General features: G+C 65.1%; 11 protein-coding genes and 3 pseudogenes. 7 read left to right on the top strand and 7 right to left on the bottom strand.

What is annotated here, in order from left to right; all coding sequences use genetic code 11:
• Window positions 1-3: 3 nt before the first annotated feature.
• The 6 genes and pseudogenes from astA to ACHMW6_RS00855 all read left to right on the top strand — a co-directional run bounded on the left by astA (window position 4) and on the right by ACHMW6_RS00855 (window position 10,348).
• A pseudogene (gene astA, locus ACHMW6_RS00830) lies at window positions 4-1,055 on the top strand (arginine N-succinyltransferase).
• Complete coding sequence (gene astD / locus ACHMW6_RS00835) at window positions 1,048-2,514, top strand: succinylglutamate-semialdehyde dehydrogenase (RefSeq protein ID WP_395404726.1); 1,467 nt, start codon at window positions 1,048-1,050, stop codon at window positions 2,512-2,514. The pseudogene astA and the gene astD overlap by 8 nt, the downstream one beginning before the upstream one ends.
• 8 nt (window positions 2,515-2,522) lie before the next feature.
• Window positions 2,523-3,863 carry an N-succinylarginine dihydrolase gene (astB, locus tag ACHMW6_RS00840; protein WP_395404728.1) on the top strand — a complete coding sequence of 447 codons (1,341 nt, stop codon included), beginning with the start codon at window positions 2,523-2,525 and terminating at the stop codon, window positions 3,861-3,863.
• A gap of 61 nt (window positions 3,864-3,924) precedes the next feature.
• The gene (locus tag ACHMW6_RS00845) at window positions 3,925-8,640 is read left to right on the top strand and encodes an NAD-glutamate dehydrogenase domain-containing protein (protein WP_395404730.1); all 4,716 of its coding nucleotides are present in this window, start codon (window positions 3,925-3,927) and stop codon (window positions 8,638-8,640) included.
• 3 nt (window positions 8,641-8,643) lie between these two features.
• Window positions 8,644-9,645: a succinylglutamate desuccinylase gene (locus ACHMW6_RS00850; protein WP_395404732.1), complete on the top strand. Its 1,002-nt coding sequence runs from the start codon at window positions 8,644-8,646 to the stop codon at window positions 9,643-9,645.
• Window positions 9,646-9,836: 191 nt separating this feature from the next.
• Window positions 9,837-10,348, top strand: a pseudogene (locus ACHMW6_RS00855) (DUF1993 family protein).
• Window positions 10,349-10,468: 120 nt separating this feature from the next.
• On the opposite strand, the gene ACHMW6_RS00860 reads toward ACHMW6_RS00855, so the two are convergent.
• Window positions 10,469-11,077, bottom strand: coding sequence for a glycine zipper 2TM domain-containing protein (locus ACHMW6_RS00860; RefSeq protein WP_395404734.1), 609 nt, complete (start codon window positions 11,075-11,077; stop codon window positions 10,469-10,471).
• A 115-nt stretch (window positions 11,078-11,192) separates the two neighbouring features.
• On the opposite strand from ACHMW6_RS00860, the pseudogene ACHMW6_RS00865 reads away from it, so the two are divergent.
• Window positions 11,193-12,304: pseudogene (locus ACHMW6_RS00865) on the top strand (NADH:flavin oxidoreductase/NADH oxidase).
• Here the strand turns inward: ACHMW6_RS00865 and ACHMW6_RS00870 are convergent.
• The 6 genes from ACHMW6_RS00870 to ACHMW6_RS00895 all read right to left on the bottom strand — a co-directional run bounded on the left by ACHMW6_RS00870 (window position 12,305) and on the right by ACHMW6_RS00895 (window position 18,152).
• Entirely contained in the window at window positions 12,305-13,081 is a 777-nt protein-coding gene (locus ACHMW6_RS00870; protein WP_395404736.1) for an FRG domain-containing protein, read from the bottom strand. It abuts the pseudogene before it with no gap.
• A gap of 16 nt (window positions 13,082-13,097) precedes the next feature.
• Window positions 13,098-14,699 (bottom strand): methyl-accepting chemotaxis protein, encoded by a 1,602-nt coding sequence (locus tag ACHMW6_RS00875; protein ID WP_395404737.1) that lies wholly within the window; start codon window positions 14,697-14,699, stop codon window positions 13,098-13,100.
• Between the two features lie 52 nt (window positions 14,700-14,751).
• On the bottom strand, window positions 14,752-15,834 hold the full coding sequence (locus ACHMW6_RS00880; protein WP_395404739.1) for a porin: 1,083 nt from the start codon (window positions 15,832-15,834) through the stop codon (window positions 14,752-14,754).
• A gap of 78 nt (window positions 15,835-15,912) precedes the next feature.
• Complete coding sequence (locus ACHMW6_RS00885; RefSeq protein ID WP_395404741.1) at window positions 15,913-16,866, bottom strand: PDR/VanB family oxidoreductase; 954 nt, start codon at window positions 16,864-16,866, stop codon at window positions 15,913-15,915.
• Between the two features lie 16 nt (window positions 16,867-16,882).
• The gene (locus ACHMW6_RS00890; protein ID WP_395404743.1) at window positions 16,883-17,911 is read right to left on the bottom strand and encodes a Rieske 2Fe-2S domain-containing protein; all 1,029 of its coding nucleotides are present in this window, start codon (window positions 17,909-17,911) and stop codon (window positions 16,883-16,885) included.
• Window positions 17,912-17,927: 16 nt separating this feature from the next.
• Window positions 17,928-18,152 carry a recombinase-like helix-turn-helix domain-containing protein gene (locus ACHMW6_RS00895; RefSeq protein WP_395404745.1) on the bottom strand — a complete coding sequence of 75 codons (225 nt, stop codon included), beginning with the start codon at window positions 18,150-18,152 and terminating at the stop codon, window positions 17,928-17,930.
• Window positions 18,153-18,160 lie beyond the last annotated feature (8 nt).

An 18,160-nucleotide genomic window follows, 5' to 3' on the forward strand; every position in this document is an offset into this window, starting at 1 on the left:
ATTATGCTAGTTGTACGCGCCATCAAAGCGACTGACCTGGACGGCCTGTTCAACCTGGCCAGCCAGGTCGGCACCGGCATGACCACGCTGAAACCCGACATGAAGATGATGGGCGACCGCGTGGAAGTGGCCGTGGCCTCCTTCGCCGAAACCATCCCGCCCGAGCAGCGCGACTACATGTTCGTGATGGAAGACACCGAGAACGGCCGCCTGGCCGGCGTGTGCGCCATCAAGGGCGCGGTCGGCCTGAACGAGCCTTTCTACAACTACCGCATCGGCACCCTGGTGCATTCCAGCCGCGAGCTGAATGTGTTCACCCGCATGGACACGCTCTACCTGTCCAACGACCTGACCGGCTGCTCCGAGCTGTGCTCCCTGTTCCTGCACCCGGACTACCGCCAGGGCAATAACGGCAAGCTGCTGTCCAAGAGCCGCTTCCTGTTCATCGCCCAGTTCCCCACCTGTTCGAGCAGAAGATCATTGCCGAAATGCGCGGTTACCAGGCGCCGGACGGTTCTTCGCCTTTCTATGAGGGCCTGGGCCGCCACTTCTTCAAGATGGACTTCCACCACGTGGACGACCTGACCGCGCTGGGCAAGAAGTCCTTCATCGCCGAACTGATGCCGCGCCAGCCGATGTATATCGCCTACCTGCCGCAGGATGCGCAGGAAGCGATCGGCAAGGTGCATATGTCCACGGCGCCGGCGCGCCGCCTGCTGGAGCAGGAAGGCATGTATTACGAAGGTTATGTCGACATCTTCGACGCCGGCCCCGTGCTGCAGGCGCGCGTATCCGAACTGCGTGGTGTGCGCGACAGCGAACTGGTGTCCGTCGATGCGGATACCGACATGGCCCACGCCTGCGCGCCCGAATCGCACGAGCCGCTGCTCGTCTCCAACACCGATATGAAGGACTTCCGCATGATCGTCACGGAAGCCACGCCGGTCAACGGCAGGATCGACCTGTCGCACGCTTGCCAGCAGCTGCTGCACGTGCATCCCAACGATAGCGTGCGCACGCTGTCTCTCAACGTGAGGAAGAACCAGAATGTCTGAACTGAGCAATTTCATCAAGGGCCAATGGAAGGCCGGCAGCGGCGAGCAGCTGGTGACCATCAATCCAGCCAATGGCGAGCAGACCTACGCCAGCAACGCCGCCACGGCCGCGGACGTGAATGAAGCCGTGGCTGCGGCGCGCGCCGCCTTCGATGACTGGGCTTACCGTCCGCTGGAAGAGCGCATCGCCATTGTCACGAAATTCCGCGACCTGCTGAAGGAAAACGCCGAGGAACTGGCGCAGACGATTTCGGAAGAAGTGGGCAAGCCGCTGTGGGAAGCCCGCACCGAAGTGACGACCATGGCCAACAAGGTTGATATCTCGCTGACGTCCTACGGTGCGCGCACCGGTGAATCCCGCAACAAGGTGGCGGATGGCGAAGCCGTGCTGCGCCACCGTCCGCATGGCGTGTTCGGCGTGTTCGGTCCCTACAACTTCCCCGGCCACCTGCCGAACGGCCATATCGTGCCGGCCCTGATCGCCGGTAACACCATCGTCTTCAAGCCGAGCGAATACGCGCCGCGCACCGCCATCAAGACCGTGGCGCTGTGGGAAAAGGCGGGCGTGCCGGCCGGCGTGGTCAACCTGGTCAACGGCGGCCGCGATACTGGCATCACCCTGGGCCAGAGCGATATCGACGGCGTATTGTTTACCGGTTCGAGCCAGACCGGCGCGGCCCTGCACAAGCAGTTCGCCGGCCAGACCGGCAAGCTGCTGGCGCTGGAAATGGGAGGCAACAATCCCCTCGTCGTGTGGAATGTGAAGGATATCGATGCGGCCGTGTTCATGGCCGTGTCCTCCGCCTTCATCTCGGCCGGCCAGCGCTGCACCTGCGCGCGCCGCATCATCGTGCAGAAGGGCGCCGAGGGCGACGCCTTCGTCCAGCGCTTCGTGGAAGTGGCCTCGAAGCTGGGCGTGGGCGCCCCTGCTGCCGAACCGGCGCCGTTCATGGGCCCTGTGGTGTCCGCCGCTGTGGCGGGCAAACTGGTACAGGCGCAGAACGATATGGTGGCCAAGGGCGGCAAGCTGCTGCTGGAAATGCGCCAGCTCGACCCGAACACCGGCTTCGTCACTGCCGGCATCGTGGACACGACCGACGCCAAAGGCATTGCGGACGAAGAGTGGTTCGGCCCGCTGGCCCAGGTCATCCGCGTGGACAGCTTCGACGACGCCATCCGCGCCGCCAACGCCACCCAGTATGGCCTGGCTTCCGGCCTGCTGTCCAACGACGAAGCGCTGTGGCAGAAGTTCAACCTGCGCGCCCGTGCCGGCATCGTGAACTGGAACCGTCCGACCACGGGCGCCGCCAGCTCGGCGCCGTTCGGCGGCGTCGGCAAGTCCGGCAACCACCGTCCGAGCGCCTATTACGCGGCTGACTATTGCGCCTATCCGGTGGCGTCGATCGAGAACAGCGCGCTGGAATTGCCGGCCAAGCTGTCCCCCGGCATGAACTTCTGAGGACCACAATGCACCCAGCTCGCGAATTCAATTTTGATGGCCTGGTAGGCCCGTCCCACAACTACGCCGGGCTTTCCTTCGGCAATGTGGCGTCCTTCAATAATGTGAAGAGCGCGTCCAATCCTCGCCTGGCGGCGCTGCAGGGTCTGGCCAAGATGCGTGAGCTGGCAAAGCGCGGATTTGCGCAGGCCGTGATGCCGCCGCAGGACCGTCCCAACTTCCGCCTGCTGCGCAGCCTGGGCTTCACGGGCTCCGATGCGGAAGTGATTTCGAAGGCGTACAAGGAGTCGCCCGTCATCCTGGCCTGCGCTTACTCGGCCTCGCCGATGTGGACCGCCAACGCGGCCACCGTCAGCCCCTCGGCCGACACGGCGGACGGCCGCGTGCACTTCACACCCGCTAACCTGAACAACAAGCTGCACCGCGCTTTCGAGCATCTGCAGTCGGCGCGCACGCTGCGTGCGATTTTTGCCGACGCCCAGCGTTTCGTGGTCCACGATGCGCTGCCCGGCACTCCAGCCTTCGGCGACGAAGGCGCGGCCAACCACACCCGCCTGTGCGCACACCACGGCGACGCCGCTGTCGAGATGTTCGTCTATGGCCGCGTGGAGTTCGATGCCAGCGCACCGGCGCCCAGGCGCTACCCGGCACGCCACACGCTGGAAGCTTCGCAAGCCGTGGCCCGGCTGCATGGCCTGAATGCCGACCGCGCCGTCTTCGTGCAGCAGAATCCGGACGTGATCGACCAGGGCGTGTTCCACAACGATGTGATTGCCGTCGGCAATGCGAATGTGCTGTTCTATCACGAGCAGGCCTTCGCCGACGAGCAGGATACGCTGGCGCAGCTGCGCAATGCGATGGGCGGCGTGGGCGCGGAGCTTCAGGCTATCCGCGTCGATACCGGCGCTGTTTCCGTGGCCGATGCTGTGTCGAGCTATCTGTTCAATACCCAGCTGCTGTCCAAGCCGGACGGCAAGATGGCGCTTGTCACGCCGCATGAGTGCCAGGAGATCACGTCCGTGGCGCGCTACCTGGATGGCCTGGTGAAGTCCGGCGGCCCGGTCGATGAACTGATCCAGTTCGACCTGCGCCAGTCCATGCGCAATGGCGGCGGGCCCGCCTGCCTACGCCTGCGCGTAGCGCTGACCGATGCCGAAGCTTCGGCCATGCACCAGGGCGTGGTCATGACCGAAACCCTCTATCAAAAACTGGTAGCATGGGTGGAGAAACACTACCGCGACCACCTCGAACCGCAAGACCTGGGCGATCCCCAGTTGGCGGTCGAAGTGCACACCGCACTGCAAGAGCTGGAACAGATCCTGGGCTTACCCGGCCTGTACGATCTGTGATGGAACCGGCGGATCATTGATCCCCCGTCTCAAGATACCTACAACGTATGGAGAAGCAGAGATGAAACAAATGCCGCAAGAGCTGCGCAAGCAAACGCTCGACCTCGTTAACGCCAGCAAACCGGCCGGCAGCGGCCAGGTGCCCGCCCTGATCGCCGCCTGGCTCAGCGCCCTGGATGACGAAGACCTGGCAGACGTTTCGCCCGACAGCCTGGCTCCCGTGCTGGTCGAAGGCTTCACGCAAGCCGCGCGCCGCACCGGCGAGGGCTGCCAGATCGCGCGCCTGAGCTACAACGACGCGCGCGGCAGCAAGGCCACGGCCCTGCTGATCCTGAACGACGACATGCCCTACCTGGTGGACTCCATCGTGATGGCCATGCGCAAGCTGCGCGTGACGGCCAACGGTGTGCTGAACGCGGTGCTGCCGGTGCGCCGCAATGCGGAAGGCGTGGTGGAGGCGGTAGGCGAGGGCGACAAGCACGAATCCTATGTACTCTGCCTGCTGTCCGAACAGCTGGAAGACGCCCAGCTGAAGGAACTGACCGACCGCATCGAAATGGTGGCGGGCGACGCCGCCATCGTGAAGCGCGACCTGCCGGCAATGAAGGAGCGCTTCAGCGCCATCGCAGCCGACGCCGCAACTCACGGCGAGGAAGGCCAGGAAGTGGCCGCCTTCCTCGAATGGGCAAAGAACGAAGGCTTCGAAGCCCACGGCTACGCCTACTACCAGGTCAAGCCGGGCGCACGTGAACTGGAACGCGATATCCCAAGCCGCATCGGCGTGCTGCAGGATACCGCCCACCCCGTGTACGGCACCTGCATCGCGAATATCCCGGGCGACTTCGACACGCTGTCCAAGCGCGCCCACACGCTGTCCATCGTCAAGGCGGACGTAGGCGGCACCCTGCACCGCGACCAGCAGCTGGACTTCATCGGTATCCGCAACAGCGACGCCAATGGCGCCATCCTCGGCGAACACTGCTTCGTGGGCCTGTTCACCCGCGCCGCGTCGATCACTCCGCTGGCGCGCATGCCTTTCGCGCGCGGCCGCATCGCCCAGGTGCTGAAGATCGCCGGCGTGCGCGAGACCGGCTTCCGCGCCGAGAAGTTCGTCGAAATCCTGGAATCGCTGCCGCGCACCGAAGCGCTGGAAGCGGAACCGCAGCAGCTGGCGGAACTGTGCAGCGCCGTGGTGTCGCTGTACAAGCAGCCGCGCGCGAAAGTGTTTGCCCGCCGCGACGTCTACACCCGCCACCTGAATGTGCTGGTCTACCTGCCGCGCGAGCGCTTCAGCTCCAGCGTGGCCCATGCGCTGGCGCGCGCCCTGCAGGAAAGCTCGGGCGCCAATCACGTCAGTTCCCAGACCCTTGTGGCGGATGGTCCGCTGGCCCGTCTCTACCTGATCGCCCACGGCGCCCGCTATCCGCTTGACCTGGAGAGCGATATCCAGCGCCCGCTGCTGACCATCCTCGATGGCTGGCACAATGAATTCTCCGAACTGGCCGACACCGTGGGCGAAGAGCCGCTGCGCAACAGCCTGCGCAAACTGTGCGCCACGCTGCCAGTCGATTACGTGGCCGCCACGCCGCCCAGCGTGGCCTTCCATGACCTGGACAAGATCCTGCGCGACGGCGACGGTTCGCGCATCGCCGTGCGCGTTGAGCTGGCAACCGAGAAGAACCCGGCCACCACGATCCGCCTGTATTCGGAAGACCGCGTGCCTTCACTATCCACCATCCTGCCAGCCCTGCACAATGCGGGCGTGGAGATCGACCGCGAATCCGCGCACTCGATCCGCACCGCGGACGGCAAACGCCACTACGTGACCAGCCTGTCGGTGAGTGCGGACAGCGCCGCCAGGATGGCGCGCGAGGGAATCGCCCCGGTGGCGCAGGACCTGTTTGCGCTGCTCTTCAACGATGAAGCGGAAGACGGCCGCCTGAACGGCCTTGTGGTCGAAGGTGGACTCGATGCGCGCCAGGTGCAGCTGGTGCGTGCCTATATGAGCTACTGGCGCCAGGCCAGCGCCCAGTTCTCCGTGCGCTATATGGCGGAAACCCTGCGGCGCCAGCCTGCGCTGGTCAAGGAAGTGGTCGACTGCTTCATCCAGCGCTTCAACCCGGCGGGCAGCGAAGCTTCGCGCAATGCGGCCAAGGAGAACCTGCTGGGCATCAAGGCCCGCCTGCCGCAGATCAACCATGCGGACACGGAAATGATCCTGGGTGCGCTGATTGACCTGATCCTGGCCACGCTGCGCACCAACTACTTCCAGAACAGCGGCGAGAAAATCATCTTCAAGTTCGACACCAGCAACCTGTCGCTGGTGCCGGAACCGCGCCCGTTCCGCGAAATCTATGTGTTCTCGCGTCGCTTTGAAGGCGTGCACCTGCGCGGCGGCCCGGTCGCCCGCGGCGGCCTGCGCTGGTCGGACCGCATGGAAGACTACCGCACCGAGGTGCTGGGCCTGGTGAAGGCGCAGATGGTAAAGAATGCCGTGATCGTGCCGGCCGGCGCCAAGGGCGGCTTTGTTTGCAAGCTGATGCCGAAGGATGCCCCGCGCGATGTGGTGGCGGCCGAAGGCGAGGCAGTCTACCGCCTGTTCATTGCCAGCCTGCTGGAAGTGACGGACAACCGTGTGCTGGGCAAGATCGTGTCGCCTGAAGACACCGTCTGCTACGACGGCAACGATCCCTACCTGGTGGTGGCGGCCGACAAGGGCACCGCGACCTTCTCCGACATCGCCAACAGCATCGCCGTAAAGCGCGGCTTCTGGCTGGGCGACGCGTTCGCCTCCGGCGGCTCCAACGGTTATGACCACAAGAAGATGGGCATTACCGCCAAGGGCGCCTTCGAAGCCGTGAAGCGCCACTTCTATGAGATGGGCCACGACATGAACACCACCCCGTTCACCGTGGCGGGCGTGGGCGACATGTCCGGCGACGTGTTCGGCAATGGCGTGCTGCTGTCCAACCAGATCAAGCTCGTGGCGGCCTTCGACCATCGCCACATCTTCCTGGACCCGAATCCGGATACCGCGAAGTCCTTCAATGAGCGCAAGCGCATGTTCGCGCTGCCGCGTTCCTCGTGGGAGGACTACAACAAGGACCTGATCTCCGAGGGCGGCGGCGTATTCCCGCGCACAGTCCGCACCATCGAGCTGTCGCCGCAGGTGCGCGCAGCGCTGAACATCGAGGAATCCTCGCTGACGCCGGAAGAGCTGATGCACCGAATCCTGCTGGCGCCGGTGGACCTGTTCTACAACGGCGGTATCGGCACCTACATCAAATCTTCGGCGGAATCCAACGCGCAGGTAAAGGATCGCGCCAACGACAATATCCGCGTCAACGGCAATGAGCTGCGCTGCAAGGTCGTGGCCGAAGGCGGCAACCTGGGCGCGACCCAGGCCGGCCGTATCGAATTCGCGCTGGCCGGCGGCCGCATCTTCACCGATGCGATCGACAATTCGGCCGGCGTTGACTGCTCCGACCATGAAGTGAACTGCAAGATGTGGCTAGACGTGGAAGTGAATGCCGGCCAGCTGTCCGAGGATGACCGCAACAAGCTGCTGAACGATATGACGCAGGACGTGGAACGCCTGGTCCTGCGCGACAACACCCAGCAAACCCGCCTGCTGGTGCGCGAGCTGCAGGCACAGTCCGAGCACGCGGTGCAGGATGGCTACGCCGACCTGATCGCCGACCTGGAAGAAGAGGGCGCGCTGTCCCGCGAGCTGGAGCAGTTGCCGACCGTGGCCGAACTGGCGCGCCGCAAGGCCGACGGCCGCGGCCTGACCACGCCGGAACTGGCGGTGGTCATCGCCAATGTGAAGAACCGCTACAAGCGCATCCTGTCCGCGCTGCCGCTGACGGATGAAAGCTGGGCGGAGCCGGTGCTGCGTCCTTACTTCCCGGACCTGCTGGTCGCCACGCGCAAGCCGCTGGCCCACCCGCTGGCGAACGCCATCCTGGCCACCGTGCTGGCCAATGAAGTGGTGAACCGCTGCGGCCCGCTGATGATCCGCGAGCTGGCGGCTGCCCACAACGCGTCCGAAGCGGAAGTGATCCTGGCCTGGGGCCAGGCATGGTCCGCGCTGGACCTGGCCCATGTGTTCGACGTGCTGGATGCGGATGCGCTGAACGTGCCGCGCGCAGTGTCGATCCGCGTCGATGCGCGCACCCGCAGCCTGCTGAAGGCGGTGGTGGAAGGCGTGCTGGCCGTGCCGAAGGATCAGCTGAAGGGCGGCGCCGGCATCGCCGAGCTGACCCGCCTGTTCGCCCAGCCGGATACGGTGCAGAAGCTGGTTGGCGACGCGCCTTCGGAGGCGGACGAGCATCCGGGTCTGCGTCCATCCTTCGTGCAGGCATGGAAGGCGGTTGATGCGATCGAGGGCGTGGCTGCCTTCGTGTTCGCGGCGCTGTCGGTCAAGCGTCCGGCGGGCATGGACCTGCCGGCCTTCCTGCAGGTGGGCATGGCGCTGCGCTCGCAGGCGGGCATCGATACGCTGGAGCGCGGCCTCAAGCTGCCGGCAGTGAACAAGTCGCAGGAAGCGCTGCGCAGCTATGCACAGCAGGCGCTGCGCCGCACGCAGCAAAAGCTGCTGTCGCAGGTGCTGTCCCGCGCCACCGATGGCCACGACGGCATCGAGGCGGTGGAACTGGTGACCAATACCCTGGGCCTGGTCGGCTACGCGCCGGCGACGGACCTGGAGCAGGCGATGCTGGATGTGTGGGCGCTGTCCGAAGCGGTCAGTGCAACCACGCTGGCGAAGGCGGCTTAAGCGATGGCGGGAGCGACACCTTTGCCGCCAGCCGTCCGCGCTCTGGCCGAAGCGGATTTCAGCGCCGTCGCGCGCAGCTTCGGCGCCGCCGGTTTCGCGGTGGCCGAGCCTGCGGACGGCATACTGACCCTGCGCCGTGCGGTTGCGGCAGGCCAGCCGGCGCGGCCTGCCGTGCTGGTGTCGGTCGGCGTGCATGGCGATGAAACGGGCCCCATCGAGCTGGTGGCTTACCTGCTCGACGCGCTGTCGCAGGAGCCGCAAAAGCTGGGCGTGGACCTGATGCTTTGCGTCGGCAATATCGGCGCCATCCGTCAGGCGAAGCGCTTCATCGATGCGGACCTGAACCGCATGTTTCGTCCCATGCGCGGCGACCTGGCCGGCACCGCCGAGGCGGCGCGTGCCGACGTGATGATCGCCGCCACCAGCGATTTCTTCCGCGGCGCAGGCCCGGAGCGCTGGCATCTGGACCTGCATACGGCGATTCGTCCATCCTACTACCCGACCTTTGCCATCGTGCCGGACATCATCGGCGAAGGCCCGAAGGCGCAGCTGATCGGCTGGCTGGGCGAGGCGGGCATCGGCGCCATCATCATGAATCCGGCTTCGGCCGGCACCTACAGCTATTACAGCGCCGAGCACCACGGCGCCGCCGGCACCACGGTGGAGCTGGGACGCATCGGTACGCTGGGGCAGAATGATCTGTCCCAGTTCGAGGAAGCGCGTGTGGCGCTGGACCGCCTGCTGCGCGGCCAGCCGCCGGGCGCCGCGGCCAAAGCGCCGCATGTGTTCAAGGTGGCGCAGAACATCATCAAGCTGAGCGACGGCTTCCGCATGGCCTTCGGCAAGGAGACGCAGAATTTCACGCCCCTGTCCCGCGGCCAGGAAATCGCGCGTGATGGCGATACCGTGTATACCGTGCAGCATGACCAGGAAATGGTCGTGTTTCCGAATCCGGACGTGCGCGTGGGCTTGCGCGCCGGGATGATGGTGGTGAGGATAGCGTAACGCACGCACGGCGGATCAAAACGATCCGCCCTACGCACCTTGGGATTCATATTGCGTGTCCGCCGCCCGCGTCGTGCGGTGGCCCATACGGTCCGTCGTGCAGCGTAGGGCGGATCATTGATCCGCCGTCTGTGCTCAGCACGTATCGTCACCATGCGCTACACTGCCTGAATACCCAGAAAGGAGTAGCCATGCCCCTATCCATGTACCAGGTATCCACCCCCGTCTTCCTGCGCGGCCTGAAAGTAGCAGCCGCGCTGCTGCGCAAAGCCGAAGCCCACGCCGAAGAACACGGCATTGTCCCCGACGTGCTGCTGTCCGCGCGCCTGGCGGACGATATGCTGCCGCTCTCCGCGCAAGTGCAGCGCGCCAGCGACACGTCGAAGGCTTCCGTCGAGCGCCTGTCCGGCGTGGCGTCGCCGAAATTCCCGACAATGAAGCGAGTTTCCAGCAACTGCAGGAGCGCATCGCCAACACCATCGCCTACATCGAGAGCGTGCCCGAAGCGGCCTTCGAGAACAGCGAAACGCGCGAGATTGCCCTCAGCTTCGGCGCCTTCACGCCGGTCTTCAATGGCGAGAGCTATCTGCTGACTTTCGGCCTGCCGAACTTCTTCTTCCACGTCACCACCCTGCATGACATCCTGCGTAACCAGGGCGTCAAGGTGGGCAAGATCGATTTCCTCGGGCCTTATGAGGCGTAAACCAGAGGCGTAACCCAGGTGTCAGGCACGATGTGCCTGACACCAGTTTCTGCCGTTGGTTTAAAAAAAGCCGCCGGGCTGGGAAGCGCGGCGGCTGGAGGGATGGATGGTGTATGCGGCTTACGGCTGGCGCGAGCGTTCCTGGACTTCGTTGCCGAGGTAGCCGCCGCCGATGGCGCCGGCGATGGTGGCCAGGGTACGGCCCTTGCCTTTGCCGACTTGGTTGCCCAGCAGGCCGCCAATCACGGCGCCGGTGCCGATGCCCACATAGTTCGGGCCATGGGCTTCCGCCTGGCGCGGGGCCGGCGCCGGTTCCTGGTACGCAGGACGCGGTGCAGGCTGGGCGTGGCTCACGCGCTGGGCACGTGGGCGCGGTGCGGGCGCCGGTTCGGCGTGCGGGGCCTGCTGCTGGCCGGCATACTGGCCTTGCGCCTGGCCCGCATACTGGCCCTGAGCCTGGCCGGTTTGCTGGCCCTGGGTCGAAGCGAACTGCTGCTGGCCCGGCGCCGGGGCATACTGAGCCGGATATTGGGACGGATCCTGCGCGGCCGCGGCAGTGGCCGGGACAGGGGCCGAAAGCTGGCTGGCAGCGGGAGAGTTCGCGTTGGATGTCGGCAGCCAGCCGGCAATCGCTGCCGTTCCAACGAGGCTGAGCAAGGTCACGGAAATCGCAGCGCCGGCGACCAGCGGGTGAATACGGGACGTCGCGGTTGGGATCTTGTCGTTCATAATGTGCTCCTTTTCGTTGGTGTTGAAACTTGGCTCCAGATTAACGGTCGACTCATCAACAAGCTAGACGTTGCGCTGTATCAAAGGTAAGCATCTGTAACGATTGGAGAAACATATGAGCCACCTGTTCTCACCCTATGCGCTAGGCCCGCTCGAGCTGGCGAACCGCATCGCGATTGCGCCCATGTGCCAGTACTCGGCGGACGAAGGCCGTGCCACTGACTGGCACATGATCCACCTGGGCCACCTGGCGCTGTCCGGCGCGGGCCTGCTGATACTGGAAGCGACGGCGGTGTCGCCCGAAGCGCGGATCTCGCCGCATGACCTGGGCCTGTGGTCGGCCGAACACGAAGCGGCGCTGCGCCCCGTGGTGGAGGCCATCCGCAAATATTCGCCGATCAAGCTGGCCGTGCAGCTTGGCCACGCGGGCCGCAAGGCATCCAGCGCGCGGCCATGGAGGGGGGCGGCATGCTGCCGCTGGACCAGGGCGGCTGGCAGACCGTGGCGCCATCGGCGGTGCCGCACGGTGAAGGTGAACGTGCACCGACAGCGCTGGATGAAGCGGGCCTGCAGAAGGTGAAGGACGATTTCGTGGCGGCGGCCCGCCGCGTGCAGTCGCTGGGCATCGAGGGCATCGAGCTGCATGGCGCGCATGGCTATCTGCTGCACCAGTTCCTGTCACCCATCGCCAACAAGCGCAGCGACCAGTATGGCGGCTCGCTGCAGAACCGCATGCGTTTCCCGCTCGAAGTATTCGAAGCGGTGCGCGACGCTTTGCCGCGCGAGATGGCGGTGGGCATGCGCATCTCGGCCAGCGACTGGGTCGAGGGCGGCTGGGACGAAGAACAGAGCGTGGATTTTGCCCGTGAGCTGAACCGGCGCGGCGCGGACTTCATCCACGTCTCCAGCGGCGGCGTGTCGCCCCTGCAGAAGATCCCGCTCGGCCCGGGCTACCAGATCCATTTCGCCAGGCGCATCAAGGCGGAAGTGGGCTTGCCGACCATCGGTGTGGGCCTGATCACGGAACCGGCGCATGCCGAATCCATCATCGCTTCCGGGCAGGCGGACGTGGTGGCACTGGCGCGCGCCATGCTGTACGACCCGCGCTGGCCTTGGCATGCGGCCGCCGTGCTCAATGCACAGGTCGACGCGCCGCCGCAGTACTGGCGCTCGCAGCCGCGCGAGCTGAAAAACCTGTTCGGGGAAACGAAGCTGGGACAGCGCTGATCAGGCGCGGTCCACCTGCCACACGGTTTCCAGTTCCAGGCCGATGGAGCGCGCCAGGCCGTCGAGATCGGGGAACAGTGTGGCGTTGGTGATGTTCATGCGGTAGAGGGCTTTCATTGCCTCGTCGCGCATGGAGCGCGGCAGCACGATCTTCTTCAGCAGCGCATCACTGTCGCCGTACTCCTGCAGGATTTCGTCCAGTGGACGGCCCAGGATGCCCGGCACCACCAGGGTTCCGGATTGCGCCACCAGGCGGCGGTCCATTTCCGTCGGCTCGCCGACCCACAGCACGGCGTTGGTATTGGGCTGAAAGTAGCGCTCGAAATTCCCCTGCGTGCGCGGATCGATGGCGTCGCGGTCCATGTCCGGAAAGTCGCGCGGCGCGGCCGTGAACAGGCGCGGCGTATTCAGTGCATACACGGCGGCATCGCAGTTTGACTGCTCCATGGCGAAGAATACGGCCACGAATGGGGACTTGGTGAAGTCCAGCAAGCGGGTGGGAGCGCCATGGTGCTGCATCAGCGCCAGGCAGCGCAAGTCATTGTCCAGTACCGAGGGATCGCTCAGGTAGTTGTGCGCCTTGCGGCGGAAAATGCGGATGGCGCGCTCCTCGCGCAGGCGCCAGCTGCTGCGGTCGGGCAGGTAGGCGCTCAGGTAGCGTTCCAGGGAGGTGAGCAGGGGCCAGCGCGCGTCCATCTGGCCGCGGAAGGCCCAGCCATCCAGCCTTGCGGTCAGGCCCATCAGTTCCGACCATGACGATACGCTGATTTCTTCCATCCGCCGTCCCCCTGAGTCACGCCGCAAGCTGCGCGCGCTCAGGCATGTTAACACGCGGCGGGGCGGCGTGCGTGCGCGTGTCGAGCCGGAAAACACTGACCAGATGGGCCAGCCCGGCGGCGCGTTCCTGCATCGCTTGCGCAGCGGCGGCAGCCTGCTCGACCAGGGCTGCGTTCTGCTGGGTGGTCTCGTCTATTTCCACCACGGCCACGTTGACCTGCGACAGTCCGCTGCTCTGTTCTGCGCTGGCTGCTGCTATCTCGCTGACGCGGTCTGCCACCAGTGCCACGCTGCTCACTACATCGTGCATTGTGGCGCCGGCCTGCTGGGCGAGACGAGCGCCGTTCGCCACGCTGGCGCCGGAAGCGTCGATCAGGTTCTTGATGTCCCGTGCGGCGGCGGCCGAGCGCTGGGCGAGGTTGCGCACTTCCGACGCCACCACTGCGAAACCGCGGCCTTGCTCGCCCGCGCGCGCCGCTTCCACGGCGGCGTTGAGCGCGAGGATATTGGTCTGGAAGGCGATGCCGTCGATGACGCTGGTGATGTCCGCGATCTGGCGCGAGGAATCGCTGATTTCATCCATCGTGCGCACCACCTGCGATACGACGTCACTGCTGCTGTCCGCCACGCCGGATGCCTGCAGGGCACTGTTGCGCGCGTCGGCGGCATGGGCCGCGTTCTGCTCTACGGTGGAAGTGAGTTCCTCCATGGCGGACGCGGTTTCCTCCAGCGCGCTGGCCTGGCGCTCGGTGCGGGCCGAAAGATCCATATTGCCCTGTGCAATCTCGCTGGCTGCGCCGGCAATCGCTTCCGTGCCGCTGCGCACTTCGCTGACGATCTTGCGCAGGCTGTCGTTCATGTCGCGCAGCGCGGCCAGCAGCTGGCCCACTTCATCCTGCGAACGCACTTCGATGCGGCTGCTCAGGTCACCGGCGGCCACGGTGCGCGCGATCTGCACGGCTTGCGCCAGCGGACGCGTGATCGAGCGCGTGATCCACACGCCGAAGCCGATCGCCAGCGCGCAGGCAGCGCCGGCCAAGAGCATGATGAGCAGGCGCTTCTCGCCATACAGCTGCGCGGCCTCCTGGCCGCTTTTTTCCATCAGCTTGCCACCGCCGGCAAGGAAGCCCTGCATGCGTTTCGTGTACGCCAGCTGGTCTTCGCGCAAGGTGGTCATCAGCAGGGTGGACGCGTCCACCGTGCCGCCGCTGCCGGCAAGCTTCATGAATTCAGCCTGCCCGGCCATGTATTTCGCGCGCAGGGCCAGGATGTCCTGATAGGCCTTGCGGCCCGCGTCGCTGGACAGCATGCCTTCCAGCCGTTTCAGGTCCCCGGCGATGCGCTGCTCACCGGCCGCGATGGCGGCGGTTTCGGCCTTCAGCATGTCCGGATTATCGGCCAGCAGCATATTGCGCATGGCGATGGCGTTCTCGTTCAGTTGCAGCATCAGGCCGGTGGCCAGCACCACCTGGGGATAACGGTCATCGACAATGCGGGAAGTGGCCTGGTTCAAAGCGGCCAGGCTGCGTTCCGCCACCAGGACGATCCCGCACAGAAGGATGACGACAATGCCAAAGCCCGCGCCAAGGCGGACGCCAATCTTTTGGTGTTTGAACATGGGTTCTCCGGGAGAGGCGCGCGGCTGGTGGTCCGCGCGCCGGGGGGCTAAATCAGAAGAGGTGATGGACGCCGATGGTGGTGACCCACTGGCTGCGGTCGCTCGACACACCGGTGCCGTTCTGGATCGCGAACTTTGCGGCGCCGCTGGCTTTCTGGAAGGCGCCCTGCACATAGAACTCGGTGCGCTTGGAGAAGGCATAGACGTTACTCAGGCTGCCCTGGTTCCACTTCGCGTCGCCCTGTTCGCTGTGGGTATAGCCCATGTTCAGCGTGGACTTCTCGCCGTACTTCCAGGCCGCGCCCAGGTCCAGGTTCTTCTGCTTGAAGCTGAGAGCCGGCAGGTCGACCTTCACCTGGGTGTAGACCGTGTTCAGACGCCAGTCGCCGACGGTGTAGCCGCCGCCCACCGCCCAGGTGGTCATGCGATTGAACACGGTGGTGGCGTTGCCGAGGCCGAGGGAACCGAGATAGGTGCCGGCATAGCCCGCCGCGCGGTCATTCAGGCGGCTGTAGGCCAGCACCAGTTTCAGCGGACCGTTGGCGTAGTTGGCGCCGGCGCTGACGTTGCGGCCTTTCTTGCTGTCGCCCGGCTGTTCGCCGAAGCCCACCATGGCGCTGCCGGTCAGGCCGTTGTAGGTCGGCGAGGTGTAGCGCACGGCGTTGTTGAACTGCGAAGTATTGGCCAGCGAGTCCAGGTTCCCCGGGTGGAACAGGTACCAGTTGGTCAGCTGGAAGCCGTTACTGACCTTGCCGGCGTAGTCGAACACGATGTCCGGCATATTACCCAGGGTGACGGTGCCGAAACTGCCGGACAGGCCGACAATCGACAGGCGGTTGAAGAGGCGGTTGGCGTTGGTCTGGTTGCCCGTGTCCGTAAAGAAGCCGCCTTCCAGGTGGAACAGGGCTTTCATGCCGCCGCCCAGGTCCTCGGTGCCGCGGAAACCGAAGCGGTCCGGCTGCATGGTGCCCTGGTCGACCCGGTTGACGGAGGCGCCGCCGATATCGCTCACGTGAGCCACGCCCGCATCCAGGCTGCCGTAAATGGTGACGTTGCTCTGTGCCTGGGCCGCGCCGCCAACGGCGGCGATGGCTGCAGCGACAGCGATGCGAACAACGTGATTTGCCCTCTTCATATACTCCCCTTTGCTTTTGTATAGGCGGCACAAGGCCGCGTTTGTGAAAAACGCTTTCGGTGGTTCAGAAATCTTTGCTTAAAGGTCGAGGACCAGCTTGCGCCCTGAGCAGCCCGACACGCAGACCATCATGGTCTTGCCGGATGCCTTTTCGGCCTTGGTCAGCACGCCGTCGCGGTGATCGATCTGGCCGTCGATGACAGCCGTTTCGCAGGACCCGCACACGCCCTCGCGGCAGCTATGGTCAACCTGTATGCCTGCGTCGAGCAGGGCATCGAGCAGCGATTTGCCTGATGGGACCAGCACGATCTTCTTCGACTGCGCCAGCTCGCATTCATAGGATCCGGTCTGCATCGCCACCACCGGCTCGGCGGCGGCAAAGCGCTCGATATGCACATTCGGCAGGTTCAGATCTTCGCAGAGCTGCTCGAAGGCGTTCAGCATCGGCGTCGGCCCGCAGCAGTAGAAGTGCGCATTGGACGGCTTGCTGGCCAGGAAGGCGCGCAGGTCGGGCATGCCGCCCGCTTCATCGTTGAAGTGCACCTTCACGCGGCCATCGGCCAGCAGCTGCTGCGTGAAGGCTGCTTCGTCGCGGGTGCGGGCGCAGTAGAACAGCTCCACCGATTTCCCCTGGCGCACCAGCTCATTCATCATGCAGTAGATCGGCGTGATGCCGATGCCGCCGGCGATCAGCACCGTGTGCGCAGCCGTCTCGTCGAGCGGGAAGTTGTTGCGCGGGGTGCCGATTTTGATGGTCGAGCCCACGCGCAGCTGCTCGTGCACATAGCGCGAGCCGCCGCGGCTGTTGCGGTCGTGCAGGACGCCGATCACATAGCGCTGGCGCTCCATCGGCGAATTGGACAGCGAATAGCTGCGCACCACGCCGTTCGGCAGGTGCAGGTCGATATGCGCGCCGGCGGAGAAGGGCGGCAGGTCGGCGCCTGCCGGGGAAACCAGCTCCACGCTGACGATGCCGTTGGCTTCGTAGCGCATCTGCTGCACGCGCACTTCGATCTGTTGGCTGTTGCTCATGACTTGCTCCCGTATTTCAGCTTTGCTTCTCTTCGGCGGCGGCCAGCTGTTCCTTGGCCAGGTTGCGCAGGTGGCGGCGCAGGCGCACGATGCCCATATCGTGCTGGTACAGCATCTCGCGCTGGTTGGCGTCCGGCTCCATCGCTTCCAGGATTTCACGGTCCTGCTCCAGCACGTGCCAGTGGCGGGCTTCCAGGCGGTTCTTGTACAGGAAGCGCCAGGTGTCGCGCTGCCAGCCCTGCACCTTGCGCACGCGCCAGAAGAACACGGCGGTCGCGTCTTCGGTGATCGGCGAATAGCCGCCGATGATGATGAAATTGCCGCCAGGGCCGCCGGTCTTCGGATACGGGATCTCCAGGCGCATCCAGTGCACGCCGGTTTCGCCCCATTCGGTCCAGTCGAAATTCACGCCGCGCTGGCCTTCCTTTTCGAAGATGAATCCGGTGTCGGTATCGCGCACGCGGAAGGCTGCGGTGGACTCGCCCTCGGCCATCGAGTGCGACTGCTTGTGCAGGAAGGTGCCGTGCATCGGGTCCAGCACATTGTCCAGCGCGTAGCGGTAGCCGCCCTTCCATTCGGCGTAGCACAGGAAGTGCGAGTACTCGTCGGCGCTGGTCAGTTCTTCCGGCAGGTTCAGAGGCGGCGCTTCATCCACGTCCTTGCTGGCGTTGTAGAGGAAGATGGCGCCGGCGGCTTCCTTCACGTGGAAGCGGCGCGTGGCCTTGGAGCCTTCCAGCTTGCAGCCAGGGCTGCCGGGCACGCTGGTCACCACGCCGTCGAAGCGCACCTGCACGCCGTGATAGCCGCAGGCGATGCGGTCGCCCAGCGCAATGCCCTTGGACAGGGGCGCGCCGCGGTGCGGGCAGTGGTCTTCCAGTGCGTGCAGCTTGCCGTTCGATTCGCGCCACAGCACGAACTTCTGGCCCAGGCGGCGCAGCGATACAGGGCGCTCGCCCACGAAGCCGCTCGGGCAGATCGGATACCACAGGTCTTTCAGACCCGCATTCAGGACAGCTTCAACAGGATCATTGGCTACGGTTCTCATGATTCTTCCTTCTCGATCAGCATTCAGCGGCCAGGCGCGCGATTTCGGCCTGGTATCCTTTGACGGTCCATTCACCGCCGCCCGGGAAATTCGGGCCCTGGCGGTTCAGGTGGGCCACCAGCGCAGGCAGTTCGGTGATGCCGGCTGCGAAGCCGCGTTCGATGGTGTCGCCCAGCAGGTCTTCGTAAGGAGTCGGTTCGCGGCGGCGCGTCTGGTGCACTTTCAGATAGAGTTCTTGCATGATGGTCT

Origin of the sequence: Pseudoduganella sp. UC29_106 (assembly GCF_044055365.1) — a bacterium.
In the GTDB taxonomy this organism is placed as follows: domain Bacteria; phylum Pseudomonadota; class Gammaproteobacteria; order Burkholderiales; family Burkholderiaceae_D; genus Rugamonas.

Bases quoted from the DNA above. Each gene is read 5' to 3' on its own strand.
- ACHMW6_RS00890 (WP_395404743.1), bottom strand. From the start codon at position 17,911: ATGAGAACCGTAGCCAATGATCCTGTTGAAGCTGTCCTGAATGCGGGT.
- ACHMW6_RS00850 (WP_395404732.1), top strand. From the start codon at position 8,644: ATGGCGGGAGCGACACCTTTGCCGCCAGCCGTCCGCGCTCTGGCCGAA.
- ACHMW6_RS00895 (WP_395404745.1), bottom strand. From the start codon at position 18,152: ATGCAAGAACTCTATCTGAAAGTGCACCAGACGCGCCGCCGCGAACCG.
- ACHMW6_RS00870 (WP_395404736.1), bottom strand. From the start codon at position 13,081: ATGGAAGAAATCAGCGTATCGTCATGGTCGGAACTGATGGGCCTGACC.
- ACHMW6_RS00880 (WP_395404739.1), bottom strand. From the start codon at position 15,834: ATGAAGAGGGCAAATCACGTTGTTCGCATCGCTGTCGCTGCAGCCATC.
- ACHMW6_RS00845 (WP_395404730.1), top strand. From the start codon at position 3,925: ATGAAACAAATGCCGCAAGAGCTGCGCAAGCAAACGCTCGACCTCGTT.
- astB (WP_395404728.1), top strand. From the start codon at position 2,523: ATGCACCCAGCTCGCGAATTCAATTTTGATGGCCTGGTAGGCCCGTCC.
- ACHMW6_RS00860 (WP_395404734.1), bottom strand. From the start codon at position 11,077: ATGAACGACAAGATCCCAACCGCGACGTCCCGTATTCACCCGCTGGTC.
- astD (WP_395404726.1), top strand. From the start codon at position 1,048: ATGTCTGAACTGAGCAATTTCATCAAGGGCCAATGGAAGGCCGGCAGC.
- ACHMW6_RS00875 (WP_395404737.1), bottom strand. From the start codon at position 14,699: ATGTTCAAACACCAAAAGATTGGCGTCCGCCTTGGCGCGGGCTTTGGC.
- ACHMW6_RS00885 (WP_395404741.1), bottom strand. From the start codon at position 16,866: ATGAGCAACAGCCAACAGATCGAAGTGCGCGTGCAGCAGATGCGCTAC.